This window comes from Bacillus sp. FJAT-52991 (assembly GCF_037201805.1).
Taxonomy (GTDB): domain Bacteria; phylum Bacillota; class Bacilli; order Bacillales; family Domibacillaceae; genus Bacillus_CE; species Bacillus_CE kandeliae.
Genome location: NZ_CP147404.1, coordinates 2,549,933 through 2,563,751, shown reverse-complemented (window position 1 = coordinate 2,563,751; position 13,819 = coordinate 2,549,933). Strand labels below are relative to the sequence as shown.

Sequence of the window (13,819 nt, the reverse complement as noted above, 5' to 3'; positions counted from 1 at the left end):
GATGATATTTAGGGAAACAGGTAACCAAGAGCTAGATACTATTATTCTGTTACATGGTGGAGGTTTATCCTATTGGTCGTTACAGCAACAGATTAACTACTTGTCTCAAAAGTTCCATGTTGTCACACCGATTATTGATGGTCACGGTGAAGATGGCAATACAACCTTTATTAGTATAGAAGACTCAGCAGATAAATTGATTAAGTATATTAATGAGAATCATAATGGTAAAGTGTATGCAATTTATGGACTCTCACTTGGTGCTCAAATCGCAATTGAAATTATTTCAAAAAGAAAAAATATAGTGGAGTTCGCGATTATTGAAAGTGGTTTGGTCATCCCAATGAAAAATATTACTACCTTATCTTTGTTTATGCAAAAAATTTTATATAGATTGATTAGTCAAAAATGGTTTGCAAAAATTCAGGCGAAAACATTAAATATTCCAGAAAACATGTTTGAAAATTATTATAAAGATAGTCAAAGTATTTCAAAACAATCATTAATTAATAGTACATATAGTAATGGCAATTTTTATCCCAAGGAACATTTAAAAGAAACAAATGCTAAGGTATTAATTATAGTGGGATCAAAAGAGCTAAAAATAATGAAAAAGTCTGCACAAGTCTTAAAAAAGACCATTCCTAAAAGTACACTATACATAGCAGAAGGAATGAATCATGGTGGAATTAGTTTGATTCATTATCAAAAACATCTTGAAATAATTGAATCTTTTTTTTGTACAAATAGCGTAGACGAGGTTGCTCAAGAGTAATTGCAAAAATCAAGCGTATTGATTATCGGGATTTCTCCCATGACTATTAAAGTAGACTTCACGACCTTCAAAGCCCTCTAACACATTGATTCATTCAATGTGTTAGAGGGCTTTTTTGCTATAGCCAAAAGAGAAACAGCTTGCTCCTTTTCTTCACCCTCATAAAAGTAACGATCAGATCACTATAACCTCAAAAGATACTATGATGATTATAATAGCTATTTTGAATATAAATTTCGTTCGCTTTTTTTTTGAAAAATATCGTGCTACACTTACAGAAGCGAAATAGAAAAGAAACGGCTACTTAGGTGGTCTGTTTGAACCTATAAATGATCGGGTGATCACAAAATGAAAAAGAAGAAGTGGACAAGAAAAGGGAATGTGTTTGTTTTCCCAGGGACATCTGAGGAATTAATTCGTAAAGGAAGAGAGGCGCTCGAGGAGAAAGATTACGATCAAGCGGTGCTCTATCTAAAAGAAGCACTTCAATACCCTCTAGATGAAGAAGATGATGTGAAGATGGCGCTGTTGCTTGCCTTGTACGAAAGTGACCAATATGAACAAGCACTCTTGCTATGTAAGGATATGCTACATCAAGGGCTTGGAGAATACTTTGATGTGTTGGATGTGTATATTCTAATCTTGATGCAGCAAAAACAATATCAGGAAATCTATACAACGTTATCTGCTTTAATGGAAGAGAAACAGCTTCCGGAAGAGAAACGAGAGAATTTCGAACGGTTATTAGCGTTGAGCAAAAAAATGAAAGAGGCTCCGCCTGTTGAAGAGAAAGCGCTTTTTACTGGTAGTGAGAGTTTAAGAGAGCGGACCATCAAATTGATGGAGTTAGTGAATCAAAATATTCGCCCTTATAAAAAGGATTTAGAAGGGTTGTTAAAAGATCCAAAAACACATCCGTTTGTGCAAACACTCATTTTAAATGTGTTGAAGGAGCATGGAGTTGAGCAGTCAACGGAGGTGAGAAAATTTTATTTTCACGAACAAGTGGTGCCAGCAGTGTTAAAGGATGCATTTGAAAGTGAGTATTTTCAAGAAGTGATTCGTCTACTAGAGGCGCAACTTAGTCAGATGAATCCAGTGCTGTTAGAGCAAGCAAGGGAGTGTGTGAAACGACATTTTTTCTTATTGTATCCGTTTGAGCCTGAAGATATTTCTCCTGAAAGTTGGGCGGAAGCCTCTTTGCGTCTCGTTCAGTCCTATTACGATGGTGAACCGATGGATGAGGAAGAGACTGGAAAAGAAATCAGTCGCAGTCTTGCTTTGATTAAGGAATTAGATGAAATTTCTTCACCTATTATGTAGCCTTTTTCTTGAAAGAGAATAATCGTGTGTTATAATGTAAAGGTCGTAAAGTGTCCTTTTTGTTTAATGATTGACATACATAGGGCGTTCGAACAAAATAAAATGTTCAATTTTATTATCAATTTATAGATTTTTGGAGGGAACTTTTTATGTCTGCAAAATGGGAAAAGTTAGAAGGGAACCAAGGCGTTCTTACAGTAGAAGTAGATGCAGAAGCGGTCAGCAATGGTCTTGATGCTGCATTTAAAAAAGTAGTAAAAAATATTAACGTACCTGGATTCCGTAAAGGTAAAATGCCTCGTGCAATGTTTGAAAAACGCTTCGGTGTAGAGTCTCTATATCAAGATGCGCTTGATTTCATTCTTCCAGAAGCATACGGAAAAGCGATCGAAGAAGCAGGTATTGATCCAGTAGATCGTCCAGAAATCGATATCGAGCAAATGGAAAAAGGTAAAGAGCTAATCTTCAAAGCGACTGTTACAGTAAAGCCTGAAGTAAAGCTTGGTGAATATAAAGGTCTTGAAGTGGAAAAAATGAGCACAGAAGTGACAGAAGAAGACGTTCAAAATGAATTGACTTCTTTACAAAAACGTCATGCAGAGCTTGTTGTGAAAGAAGACGGTAAAGTTGAAGCTGACGATACAGTTGTTTTAGACTTTGAAGGTTTTGTTAACGGTGAAGCATTTGAAGGCGGAAAAGCTGAAAACTATTCATTAGTGATCGGTTCTGGCACGTTCATCCCAGGCTTTGAAGATCAATTGATGGGTATGGCAGCTGGCGAAGAAAAAGACGTGGAAGTAACATTCCCTGAAGAATATCATGCTGAAGAGCTTGCAGGTCAACCTGCAGTATTCAAAGTGACACTTCATGAAATTAAGTCTCAAGAGCTTCCTGAACTTAATGATGAATTTGCAAAAGAAACAGATGAAGCAGCAGAAACTCTTGCTGAATTAAAAGAAAAAATTCAACAACGCTTAGAAGAGCAAAAGAAAAATGAAGCAGAGCAAACTCTTCGCGACACACTTGTTGAAAAAGCAGTAGAAAGTGTAGAAGTAGATATTCCTGAAGTGATGGTTGAAAGCGAAATCGATCGCATGCTTCAAGAATTCACTCAAAACCTTTCTATGCAAGGTATGAACCTTGACCTTTATTACCAATTCTCAGGTCAAAGCGAAACAGACCTTCGCAACCAAATGAAAGAAAATGCGGAGACTCGCGTTCGCACAAGCTTAACTCTTGAAGCTATCGCTGTTGCAGAAAATCTTGAAGCAACAGAAGAAGATCTAGAACAAGAGTTAACAAAAATGTCTGAGCAATTTAACTTATCAGTAGAAGACATCAAAAAAGCATTAGGCAGCACGGAAAGCATGAAAGGCGATTTGAAAATTCGCAAAGCAGTCGAATTCCTTGTAGAAAACAGCAAAACTAGTGCATAATAGAAGTAAGGGTAGACAAGGCGCGAATCTCTCGTGCCTTGTTTTCTACCCATTACATAAAAACTTTATATTTTAGTAATAGTTCCACCAGTAGCACATTATATATACAGAAAGCCTTTTTATTTTTAGGTCGGTCTATAAATGTGGTACAATGCAATACATAACTTTTTAAGAACATAAGTGAACGGTGAAGTAAATTTGTTTACTTAATATTATTATTTATAAGGGGTGACACATTTTGTTCAAGTTTAACGATGAAAAAGGGCAATATAAGTGTTCTTTCTGTGGAAAAACACAGGATCAAGTTCGTAAGCTTGTGGCTGGTCCCGGTGTGTATATATGCGACGAATGTCTTGAACTTTGCTCCGAAATCGTAGAAGAGGAGCTAGGGACAGAAGAAGAAGTAGAATTTAAAGACGTTCCAAAGCCAACGGAAATTCGTGACATTCTCGATGAGTATGTGATTGGACAAGAACGGGCGAAAAAATCGCTTGCCGTTGCGGTGTATAATCATTACAAGCGAATTAACTCAAATAGCAAAGTAGACGATGTAGAACTTTCGAAAAGTAATATTTGTTTAATCGGGCCAACAGGAAGTGGGAAAACTCTTCTTGCTCAAACATTGGCACGTATTTTAAACGTACCATTTGCTATTGCTGATGCCACTTCTTTAACGGAAGCTGGATATGTAGGGGAAGATGTAGAAAACATTCTTCTTAAACTTATTCAAGCAGCTGATTATGATGTAGAGAAAGCGGAAAAAGGCATTATTTACATTGATGAAATCGATAAAGTGGCACGCAAATCTGAGAATCCTTCGATTACGCGCGATGTTTCAGGTGAAGGTGTGCAACAAGCCTTATTGAAAATTTTAGAAGGTACAGTAGCAAGTGTTCCTCCACAAGGCGGCAGAAAACATCCGCATCAAGAATTCATTCAAATTGATACAACGAACATTCTCTTTATTTGTGGTGGAGCTTTTGATGGTGTCGAATCGATTATTAAACGCCGTTTAGGGCAAAAAGTGATTGGCTTTGGTGCCGAAAAGAAAGAAGAAGAAGTAAGTGATCAATCGCTTCTCGCAAGACTTGTACCAGAAGATTTACTAAAATTCGGATTAATTCCGGAATTTATCGGTCGTCTTCCAGTTATTGCAAGCTTGGAGCAACTAGATGAGGAAGCTTTAGTTGAAATTTTAACAAAGCCGAAAAACGCATTAGTGAAACAATATCAAAAAATGCTTGAAATTGATGATGTAGACTTAGTATTTGAAGAAGAAGCCCTTCGTGAAATTTCTAAAAAAGCGATCGAGCGAAAAACAGGTGCTCGCGGACTTCGTTCCATTATCGAAAGCATTATGCTAGATGTCATGTATGACTTACCATCACGTGAAGACGTGAAAACATGTGTGATCACAAAAGAAACCGTTACTGATGGAGCTTCACCGAAATTACTAGGTGAAGACGGCCAAGACATCGACCAAAACACAAAAACACCAGCGTAAATAGAAAAGCGGAGCCGACTGCCCTGGGGCGATAAGCAGATGACGGACCGGCAAAATGGCGCTCTTTGCCATGAAGTCGGGCTGACATCTGATTCGAGCCCCAAGGAGGCGGAGCTAGACATTCGAAAAGCGGAAACGGTCGTTTAGCGACATGTAGGCTTTCGACATAATGAAAAGGACAGTTCAGTTTTTATGACCTGTCCTTTTTCATGTTCTTTTATAGGAAAAATGGATGATCTGCACCCGAACTGGAGATACTGAAAAATTAGATTCGAATAATTTTTCAGTGTAGGAGGGTGTCAAATGGATTGGACGACAGTTGCCATTGTAGGACAGTTTATGTTTGGAGTGATTATTAGTTTTTATTTTTTAACTTTGCTTAAAAAGCAGCACGCAAGTAAAGTGACCGTTGATCGGGAATCAAAAAAAGAGATGGAAGCTTTAGCGAAAATGAGGTCGATTTCCTTAACGAAGCCTTTAGCTGAAAAAATTAGACCAGCAAGCTTTGCTGATGTGATTGGGCAAGAAGACGGTATAAAAGCATTGAGAGCAGCTATTTGTGGCTCTCATCCACAGCATGTTATTGTGTATGGGCCACCAGGTGTTGGGAAAACAGCGGCTGCACGATTAGTGTTAGAAGAAGCGAAAAAAAGTCCGAAATCGCCGTTTAACGATGAGTCGGTCTTTGTGGAGCTAGATGCGACAACTGCCCGTTTTGATGAAAGAGGGATAGCCGATCCTTTAATTGGTTCCGTGCATGACCCTATTTATCAAGGGGCAGGTGCTCTAGGACAAGCGGGTATTCCTCAACCGAAAAAAGGAGCGGTGAGCAATGCGCATGGGGGCGTCCTCTTTTTAGATGAAATTGGTGAATTGCATTCCATTCAAATGAACAAGCTATTAAAGGTGCTTGAGGATCGTAAAGTCTGGCTTGAAAGTATATATTATAGCGAAGAAAATGATACCATCCCAAAACATATCCATGATATTTTTCAAAAGGGAATGCCAGCTGATTTCCGCTTAATCGGCGCGACGACGAAAAGACCCGAAGAAATTCCAGCGGCGATTCGATCACGTTGTCAAGAAATCTTCTTCAGTGAACTAAGCAACAAGGACATCATTGAAATTGCCAAAAAAGCGGCCGAAAAGGCTCAAATGACGATTACTGAAAAAGGATTGTCGTTAACCGCAAAATATACGCGCAACGGTCGGGAAGCGGTCAATTTGATTCAAATGGCCGCAGGGCTAGCGATCATGGATGGTAGAAATGACATTCGAGATGAAGAAGTAGAATGGGTCGTCTATTCCAGTCGACTCTCACCAAAATGGATGCCTTCCATACCTGAGAAAGCAACGATCGGTGTAGTGAATGGGTTGGCCGTAACGGGACCGACAAGCGGAGCCTTGCTTGAAATTGAAGCGATGGTCATTCCAACGACAAGTCATGGTTCAGTAACTGTTTCTGGTATCGTAGAAGAAGAAACCTTTAATCAGCCAGCCAAATCGATGCGTCGTAAAAGCATGGCTAAAGGCTCTGCCGAAAATGCATGGACTGTATTAAAAGCCCTTGGGGTTCCAGTCGATCAGTTTGATATTAAAATTAATTTCCCAGGTGGCATGCCAATTGATGGACCATCGGCTGGAGCGGCAATGGCTGTCGCTATTTATTCTGCCATTTACCGTCATCCTATTGACCATACAGTAGCGATCACTGGAGAAATTAGTTTATCAGGAAAAATCAAGCCAGTTGGTGGTGTTAGACAAAAGGTGTTGGCTGCAAAGGAAGCGGGAGCGAAAAAAGTATTAATTCCTCACGAAAACGATGTCCTTGATTTAAAAAATATGGAAGGGGTTGAGGTTATCCCTGTCATCCATTTAAAAGATACCTTTATCCACTTTTTTGATAAGCAAGCTGAAATACAAGGAAATCCGCATTCTGAGGCACTGTAAACAAGAGGCTATCTGATTAAAGAAGAACAAAGGCTAAAGTCGTAACGCCTTTGTAATCTGCATCGTACAGGCCCGCGGCTAGATTCGGGCAGTTGATCCCCCACCCAAATGGCTTTTTACTTCTCCTGCCATGTTGAGGTGGGGGTCTTATTGCCCGTTAATGTGGGATAAAACATGCTAAACATCTCCATCAAGATTTCGACCAACAGCGGAGAATTTAGTGGTTTTTAGAGGGCGGCCATTTATCATGATGGATCGATACACAATCAAAGCGGCTGTGAATGCGAACGATCCTCTTCAAAGAATAGACACTCCCTTTTAAATAAGATAGAATTAATAAAAGCATGCATTTTTTAGGAAGAAAGCAACATAAAGACCAGTAGGCGATGATTTTGTCTAATGTTGTAATTGATGGAGGTAATGTTTATGAGTAATCAACCAGTACATACTGTTCCCCTCCTGCCGTTAAGAGGCTTATTAGTTTATCCAACCATGGTGCTGCATCTTGACGTAGGCCGCGATCGTTCCGTTCAAGCATTGGAACAAGCGATGATGGACAATCATTTAATCTTTTTAGCTACACAAAAAGATACGAATATAGATGACCCTCTTCAGGAAGATTTGTTTGAGACAGGGACATTGACGAAAGTGAAGCAAATGCTTAAGTTGCCAAACGGTACGATTCGTGTCTTGGTAGAAGGGTTAGAACGGGCGACAATTGAAACAGTGGAAGATAAGGAAGAGTACTTTTTGGCGACCGTTCAAACGCATCCGGACGAACAGCTAATGAGCACAGAACTTCAGGCACTGATGCGAACGCTTCTGCAATATTTTGAACAATACATAAAGCTTTCTAAAAAGGTATCAGCTGAAACATATTCCACCGTAGCAGATATTGAGGAACCAGGACGATTAGCAGATATTGTCGCTTCTCATTTGCCAATCAAACTGAAGGAAAAGCAGGAAATTCTTGAAACGTTTGATGTGCAAGAGCGTTTGAATCGTATTATTCAATTATTAAATAATGAGAAGCAAGTGCTTAATTTAGAGAAAAAGATTGGGCAACGTGTGAAAACATCAATGGAACGGACGCAAAAGGAGTATTTTTTGCGTGAGCAAATGAAAGCGATCCAACAGGAGCTGGGAGAGAAGGAAGGCAAAACAGGCGAAGTCGAAGAACTGCTGAAGCGCATTGAAGAAGCGGGCATGCCGGAAAATGTGGAAAAAACAGCGTTAAAGGAATTAAACCGCTACGAAAAGATCCCTTCAAGTGCAGCAGAAAGCGTCGTGATTCGCAACTATTTAGATTGGCTCCTTGCTTTACCATGGTCGAAAGCAACAGATGATGACCTAGATGTATCTCATGCAGAAATGATCTTAAACCGTGACCATTATGGCTTAGAAAAAGTAAAGGAACGGGTGTTGGAGTATTTAGCGGTGCAACAGCTAACGAAATCTTTAAAAGGTCCGATCCTTTGCCTTGCGGGTCCTCCAGGAGTAGGGAAAACATCTTTAGCCCGTTCGATTGCGGAGTCGCTCGGAAGAAATTTTGTACGTATTTCGCTTGGAGGAGTGCGTGATGAATCGGAAATTCGCGGTCATCGCCGCACTTATGTGGGAGCGATGCCCGGACGCATTATTCAAGGAATGAAAAAAGCAGGAACGATCAACCCTGTATTTTTACTTGACGAAATTGACAAAATGTCGAGCGACTTTAGAGGAGATCCATCCGCTGCTTTGTTAGAAGTGCTCGACCCGGAACAAAACCATAACTTTAGCGATCATTATATTGAAGAAACGTATGATCTTTCTAATGTCATGTTTATTGCGACAGCGAATGATTTAACGACGATTCCGGGCCCGCTCCGTGACCGAATGGAGATTATTACGATTGCTGGATATACGGAAGTAGAAAAAACGCATATCGCAATGGAGCATTTACTGCCAAAGCAAATCGAAGACCATGGTTTATCAAAAAGCCAACTGCAGGTAAAGCAAGAAGCTGTACAAGATACGATCCGCTATTATACAAGGGAAGCGGGGGTACGCAGTCTTAAGCGTCAGCTAGCGGCGGTCTGTCGGAAAGCGGCGAAGAAGATTGTATCTAAGGAGCGCAAGCGGATCGTCGTCACGAGTAAAAACATAGAAGATTTCTTAGGAAAGAAAATATTCCGTTATGGCCAAGCAGAAACGGTGGACCAAGTCGGTGTAGCCAATGGACTAGCTTATACGACAGTCGGTGGAGACACGCTGCAAATCGAAGTCTCTCTTTCTCCAGGAAAAGGAAAATTGATTTTAACCGGTAAGCTTGGGGACGTGATGAAAGAATCAGCGCAAGCAGCCTTTAGTTATGTCCGTTCTAAAACGAATGAGCTAAACATTGAGACGAATTTTTATGAGAAATATGATATTCATATCCATGTGCCAGAGGGTGCTGTCCCGAAAGATGGACCATCTGCAGGGATCACGATGGCCACTGCCCTTGTATCAGCATTAACTGGTCGTCCGGTTCGCAAGGAAGTAGGGATGACAGGTGAGATCACGCTACGGGGACGCGTGTTGCCGATTGGAGGCGTCAAAGAGAAGTCGTTAGGTGCTCATCGTGCGGGGCTAAAAACGATTATTCTCCCTCAAGACAATGAAAAAGATATTGAAGACATTCCAGAAAGCGTGCGTAATGAATTAACATTCGTTCTCGCTTCCACAATGGAAGATGTTCTGAAAGTGTCATTAGTAGGTGAAAAAAATGAAAGTTAATCAAGTAGAAATGGTTATTAGTGCAGTAAAACCGGAACAATATCCAGACAGTACTTTGCCAGAGTTTGCATTGGCTGGACGTTCAAATGTCGGGAAGTCATCTTTTATTAATAAAATGATCAACCGTAAAAGTATGGCTCGTATTTCCTCTAAGCCAGGGAAAACACAAACGCTTAATTTTTATAAAATTGAAGAGGCTCTTTACTTTGTCGATGTCCCTGGCTATGGCTTTGCCAAAGTCTCTAAAAAAGAGCGTGAAGCATGGGGGAAAATGATTGAAACGTATTTAACGACGCGGGAACAGCTAAGAGCTTGCGTGTTAATTATTGACTTAAGACATCCTCCGACAGAAGATGATGTGATGATGTACAATTTTCTGAAGCATTATGATATTCCGGCTGTGGTCATCGCCACAAAAGCGGATAAAATTCCAAAAGGAAAATGGCAAAAACATTTAAAAGTCGTCAAAGAAAAGCTCGAATTTGAGCCAGAAGATGATATTGTGGTTTTTTCATCTGAAACAGGTCAAGGTAAAGATGAAGTTTGGAAAGTATTGCAAAGACGCATGAAGAATTAAAAAAAGCAGCGAATCCCTTTAGCGGATTCGCTGCTTTTTTGAATCAGTACTTATAGAGGTTTATCATACTAAAAAGCTAGTTTCTATTGAAGCGACTACTGTTAAATAGCTGGCCTTTTCACCCATTTTACGTATATATATTGTAGAATCTTTTTTTGATATCGTTTAGAAATAATGTAGATCGGCGGGTACAATAAACAAATGAAAAGAGCGATGTTAATGAGCATACCGATAATAAATGTTCGGCCGAGCGAAAGGCTAGTAAGAACGGATTGATCAAGCGATGCCGAGTGGTTTGCTACTTGTTCAATCCCGTCGCCTAAATCATCTGGAAAAACAAAACGGCCTGTTAAGTAGTTTAAGTAAAACAGCACAGGAAAAACCCACATTAATGAAATGCCGCCTAAAAAGCCAGCAATGGGATTTCCCTTAAATAGTTTGGCGATGGCAACAGAGATCAATACTCCGATGCCGAAGGATGGAACAAAGTTAATGGAAGCCCCTAAAGTAAAGCCTATCGAAATACTGTGGGCGCTTCCTTTTAATCTAAAAAACTTTAATAGTAAATATTTTATTCTCCGTTGCATAACCTGGATCATTTTTAAGTCCCCTATTTCTTTTTAATAAATAATAAGTAGCCGCCGATAACAATTAGTACGATCGGCCAAAATTGCCAAAGAGAAAGGGCGCGGTTTTCAAGAATACCTAACCATTCAATTACCTTATCATAAAAGAGCGCGATGATGGCCAAAACAAGAAAAAGCAAGCCTTGAAATAATCCTTTTCTCGTTTTTTGATACTGCATTAAAAATCCAAGTGAAATAATTAAGATAAAGACACCGGTGTCGTTTGACCAAAAATCAAAGTGGTTGACGACATGAAAGTGAATGCCAAAACCTGTTAAAATCACCCCTGGCAAAATGCCACTGGCTTCATTTCCACTGTAAGCTTCGGCTAAAAAAGCTAGGCCAATCACGATGAGTAAAGTCGGCCAACTCAAGAACGGTTGAATGCCACTAATCCCCGTCTGTTGTAAGAAAAAGTACAATCCAAACCCGATTAAAATCACACCTGGAAATAATCGTTGCTGCTTCATTTACTCTTTTCCCCACTTTCTTTGTCGCTATCTTGAATCTTATGTTTCATTTTGTTACTCTATTTACAGGGATTATATCAGTTAATATCTATTTTTTTCTATTCGCCACTTTCAATGTTAGCATATGTTCACAATTTTTGAATAAGGAATTTTTTTTTCGTGGTATAATAGAAATAATAGATTTTTTCGGGGGTGTCATGAAACGTGCAAATTATTGTGGTGGGACTGAACTACAAAACAGCCCCAGTGGAGATCAGGGAACGGTTATCATTTAACGAGGCGGACTTAGAACGAGCGATGTCAGAGCTTCAAAAGCAAAAAAGCATTTTAGAAAATGTCATTTTGTCTACATGTAACCGGACAGAGATCTATGCGGTCGTGGATCAACTTCATACAGGGCGACACTATATTAAAGACTTCTTATCGAAGTGGTTTAAGATTGAAAAGGAAGAGTTCACACCTTTTCTATTTATTTATGAGCAAGAGGCAGCTGTCGAGCATTTGTTTAAAGTAACGAGTAGCTTAAATTCAATGGTTCTTGGAGAAACGCAAATTCTTGGCCAAGTTCGCTCAAGCTTTTTGCGTGGTCAAGAAATAGCCTCTACAGGTACGGTATTTAATCATTTATTTAAACAAGCTGTCACTTTGGCGAAAAAGGCGCATGCTGAAACAGACATTGGGACGAATGCGGTATCTGTCAGCTATGCGGCTGTTGAGCTAGCGAAAAAGATTTTCGGAAATCTTAAAGGAAAGCATGTACTCGTTGTTGGAGCGGGAAAAATGGGCGAGTTGGCCATTCAAAATCTACATGGTAGCGGAGCAACGAAAGTAACGGTCATCAATCGTACGTTTGAAAAGGCAGCTGTGCTAGCTGAGCGCTTTGATGGAGATGCGAAAACGTTACAGGAGTTGCAATGTGCGTTAGTAGAGGCCGATATTTTAATTAGCTCAACAGGGTCAAAAGATTATGTAATTACAAAAGAAAGAATGGCTGTTGTGGAAAAATTGCGTAAAGGCAAACCATTATTCATGGTTGATATTGCTGTTCCTCGCGATCTTGACCCTGCAATTGCTGAACTTGACAGCGTGTTCTTATACGATATTGATGATCTTGAAGGAATTGTACAAGCCAATCTTGTGGAGCGTCAAAAAGCAGCGGGAAAAATTGAGCTTATGATTGAACGTGAAATTGTGGCGTTTAATGATTGGATCAATATGCTTGGCGTCGTTCCGGTAATTTCTGCTCTTCGTCAGAAAGCGCTCTCTATTCAAGCGGAAACGATGGAAAGCATTGAACGAAAAATGCCGAACTTAACGGATCGTGAACGGAAAGTATTGAGCAAGCATACGAAAAGTATTATTAATCAAATGCTCAAAGATCCGATCTCGCAAGCAAAAGAATTGGCGGGAGATAAGAAGGCCGCTGAAAAATTAGAGCTGTTTATGCAAATCTTCAATATCGAACAAGAAGTAGAGGAACAAAAGCAGGCAAAAGTCGTGGAACAACGCGTTCAAGTAGCACAAGCAAAGCCTTTATTCCAAGTGTAAGCGAGGTTGCACGATGTTATTTGAACAAGACATGACAAGAATTCACGAACTGATGGTTATTTTATATGCAGCAAGCATCATGTTCTATTTCATTGACTTTTTAAATCAAAACAAGAAGGCGAATCAAATCGCCTTCTCGATGTTATCGATTGTTTGGGTACTTCAAACAATCTTTTTATTTCTTTATATGAAGCAAACAGGTCGATTCCCTGTGCTTACCCTTTCTGAAGGGCTTTATTTTTATGCCTGGATCTTAATCACGCTGTCGCTTGTGATGAACCGGTTGTTGCGAATGGATTTCATGGTGTTTTTCACGAATGTGATAGGGTTTGTCATTATGGCCATTCATGCATTTGCACCTGTGCAGGTTGAATCTCAAGCGATGGCGGAAAAGCTATTTTCTGAGCTGTTATTTATTCACATTACAATGGCTATCCTATCTTATGGGGCCTTTTCGTTATCGTTTATTTTTTCCTTGCTCTATTTGCTGCAGCACAGGCTATTAAAAATGAAAAAATGGAGTCATCGCCTTTGGCGGATTGGTGATTTGCAGAAACTGGCTAAGCTTTCTTATATTTTCAATGCAATCGGTGTTCCGATATTATTGTTAAGTCTCATTTTAGGACTAACATGGAAATGTATGAAGCTTCCTGACGTCAGTTGGTTTGATGTGAAAATCGTGGCTTCAGTGGTGTTGTTAACGATCTATAGTGTATTCCTATATTTAAAGGTCCGTCGGGGAGTATATGAGAAAACATTGGCGCAATTGAACTGTGCAGCTTTTGTCATTGTATTAATTAACTTTTTCCTAGTGAGTCGATTTTCGTCGTTTCACTTTTGGTATGCATAAAGG

General features: G+C 39.7%; 11 protein-coding genes. 9 read left to right on the top strand and 2 right to left on the bottom strand.

Annotation, left to right across the window (positions count from 1 at the left end; all coding sequences use genetic code 11):
* Window position 1 precedes the first annotated feature (1 nt).
* The 7 genes from WDJ61_RS13220 to yihA all read left to right on the top strand — a co-directional run bounded on the left by WDJ61_RS13220 (window position 2) and on the right by yihA (window position 10,322).
* On the top strand, window positions 2-775 hold the full coding sequence (locus WDJ61_RS13220) for an alpha/beta hydrolase (protein ID WP_338750475.1): 774 nt from the start codon (window positions 2-4) through the stop codon (window positions 773-775).
* 348 nt (window positions 776-1,123) lie between these two features.
* On the top strand, window positions 1,124-2,098 hold the full coding sequence (locus WDJ61_RS13215) for a hypothetical protein (RefSeq protein WP_338750473.1): 975 nt from the start codon (window positions 1,124-1,126) through the stop codon (window positions 2,096-2,098).
* Between the two features lie 149 nt (window positions 2,099-2,247).
* Window positions 2,248-3,534: a trigger factor gene (gene tig / locus WDJ61_RS13210; RefSeq protein WP_338750471.1), complete on the top strand. Its 1,287-nt coding sequence runs from the start codon at window positions 2,248-2,250 to the stop codon at window positions 3,532-3,534.
* A gap of 238 nt (window positions 3,535-3,772) precedes the next feature.
* Entirely contained in the window at window positions 3,773-5,038 is a 1,266-nt protein-coding gene (gene clpX / locus WDJ61_RS13205) for an ATP-dependent protease ATP-binding subunit ClpX (protein ID WP_338750469.1), read from the top strand.
* 303 nt (window positions 5,039-5,341) lie between these two features.
* A complete protein-coding gene (lonB, locus tag WDJ61_RS13200) occupies window positions 5,342-6,988 on the top strand; it encodes an ATP-dependent protease LonB (RefSeq protein ID WP_338750467.1) in 1,647 nt (548 codons plus the stop codon).
* 426 nt (window positions 6,989-7,414) lie between these two features.
* A complete protein-coding gene (gene lon, locus WDJ61_RS13195; RefSeq protein ID WP_338750466.1) occupies window positions 7,415-9,745 on the top strand; it encodes an endopeptidase La in 2,331 nt (776 codons plus the stop codon).
* Window positions 9,735-10,322 carry a ribosome biogenesis GTP-binding protein YihA/YsxC gene (gene yihA, locus WDJ61_RS13190; RefSeq protein ID WP_338750464.1) on the top strand — a complete coding sequence of 196 codons (588 nt, stop codon included), beginning with the start codon at window positions 9,735-9,737 and terminating at the stop codon, window positions 10,320-10,322. Before lon ends, yihA begins: the two co-directional genes overlap by 11 nt.
* A 101-nt stretch (window positions 10,323-10,423) precedes the next feature.
* Here the strand turns inward: yihA and WDJ61_RS13185 are convergent, their stop codons facing one another.
* The gene (locus tag WDJ61_RS13185; RefSeq protein ID WP_338750462.1) at window positions 10,424-10,921 is read right to left on the bottom strand and encodes a DUF2062 domain-containing protein; all 498 of its coding nucleotides are present in this window, start codon (window positions 10,919-10,921) and stop codon (window positions 10,424-10,426) included.
* An 11-nt stretch (window positions 10,922-10,932) separates the two neighbouring features.
* On the bottom strand, window positions 10,933-11,418 hold the full coding sequence (locus tag WDJ61_RS13180; RefSeq protein WP_338750460.1) for a LiaI-LiaF-like domain-containing protein: 486 nt from the start codon (window positions 11,416-11,418) through the stop codon (window positions 10,933-10,935).
* Between the two features lie 204 nt (window positions 11,419-11,622).
* Here WDJ61_RS13180 and hemA point away from each other — a divergent pair, with 204 nt between their 5' ends.
* Together hemA and ccsA are read left to right on the top strand one after the other, a co-directional pair.
* On the top strand, window positions 11,623-12,966 hold the full coding sequence (gene hemA / locus WDJ61_RS13175) for a glutamyl-tRNA reductase (RefSeq protein ID WP_338750458.1): 1,344 nt from the start codon (window positions 11,623-11,625) through the stop codon (window positions 12,964-12,966).
* A gap of 13 nt (window positions 12,967-12,979) precedes the next feature.
* A complete protein-coding gene (ccsA, locus tag WDJ61_RS13170) occupies window positions 12,980-13,816 on the top strand; it encodes a cytochrome c biogenesis protein CcsA (protein WP_338750455.1) in 837 nt (278 codons plus the stop codon).
* The last annotated feature ends 3 nt before the right edge of the window (window positions 13,817-13,819 follow it).

Excerpts from the sequence above, each read along its gene's own strand:
- WDJ61_RS13185 (WP_338750462.1), bottom strand. The coding sequence starts at position 10,921 with ATGATCCAGGTTATGCAACGGAGAATAAAATATTTACTATTAAAGTTT.
- lonB (WP_338750467.1), top strand. The coding sequence starts at position 5,342 with ATGGATTGGACGACAGTTGCCATTGTAGGACAGTTTATGTTTGGAGTG.
- ccsA (WP_338750455.1), top strand. The coding sequence starts at position 12,980 with ATGTTATTTGAACAAGACATGACAAGAATTCACGAACTGATGGTTATT.
- WDJ61_RS13220 (WP_338750475.1), top strand. The coding sequence starts at position 2 with ATGATATTTAGGGAAACAGGTAACCAAGAGCTAGATACTATTATTCTG.
- lon (WP_338750466.1), top strand. The coding sequence starts at position 7,415 with ATGAGTAATCAACCAGTACATACTGTTCCCCTCCTGCCGTTAAGAGGC.
- yihA (WP_338750464.1), top strand. The coding sequence starts at position 9,735 with ATGAAAGTTAATCAAGTAGAAATGGTTATTAGTGCAGTAAAACCGGAA.
- tig (WP_338750471.1), top strand. The coding sequence starts at position 2,248 with ATGTCTGCAAAATGGGAAAAGTTAGAAGGGAACCAAGGCGTTCTTACA.
- WDJ61_RS13215 (WP_338750473.1), top strand. The coding sequence starts at position 1,124 with ATGAAAAAGAAGAAGTGGACAAGAAAAGGGAATGTGTTTGTTTTCCCA.
- WDJ61_RS13180 (WP_338750460.1), bottom strand. The coding sequence starts at position 11,418 with ATGAAGCAGCAACGATTATTTCCAGGTGTGATTTTAATCGGGTTTGGA.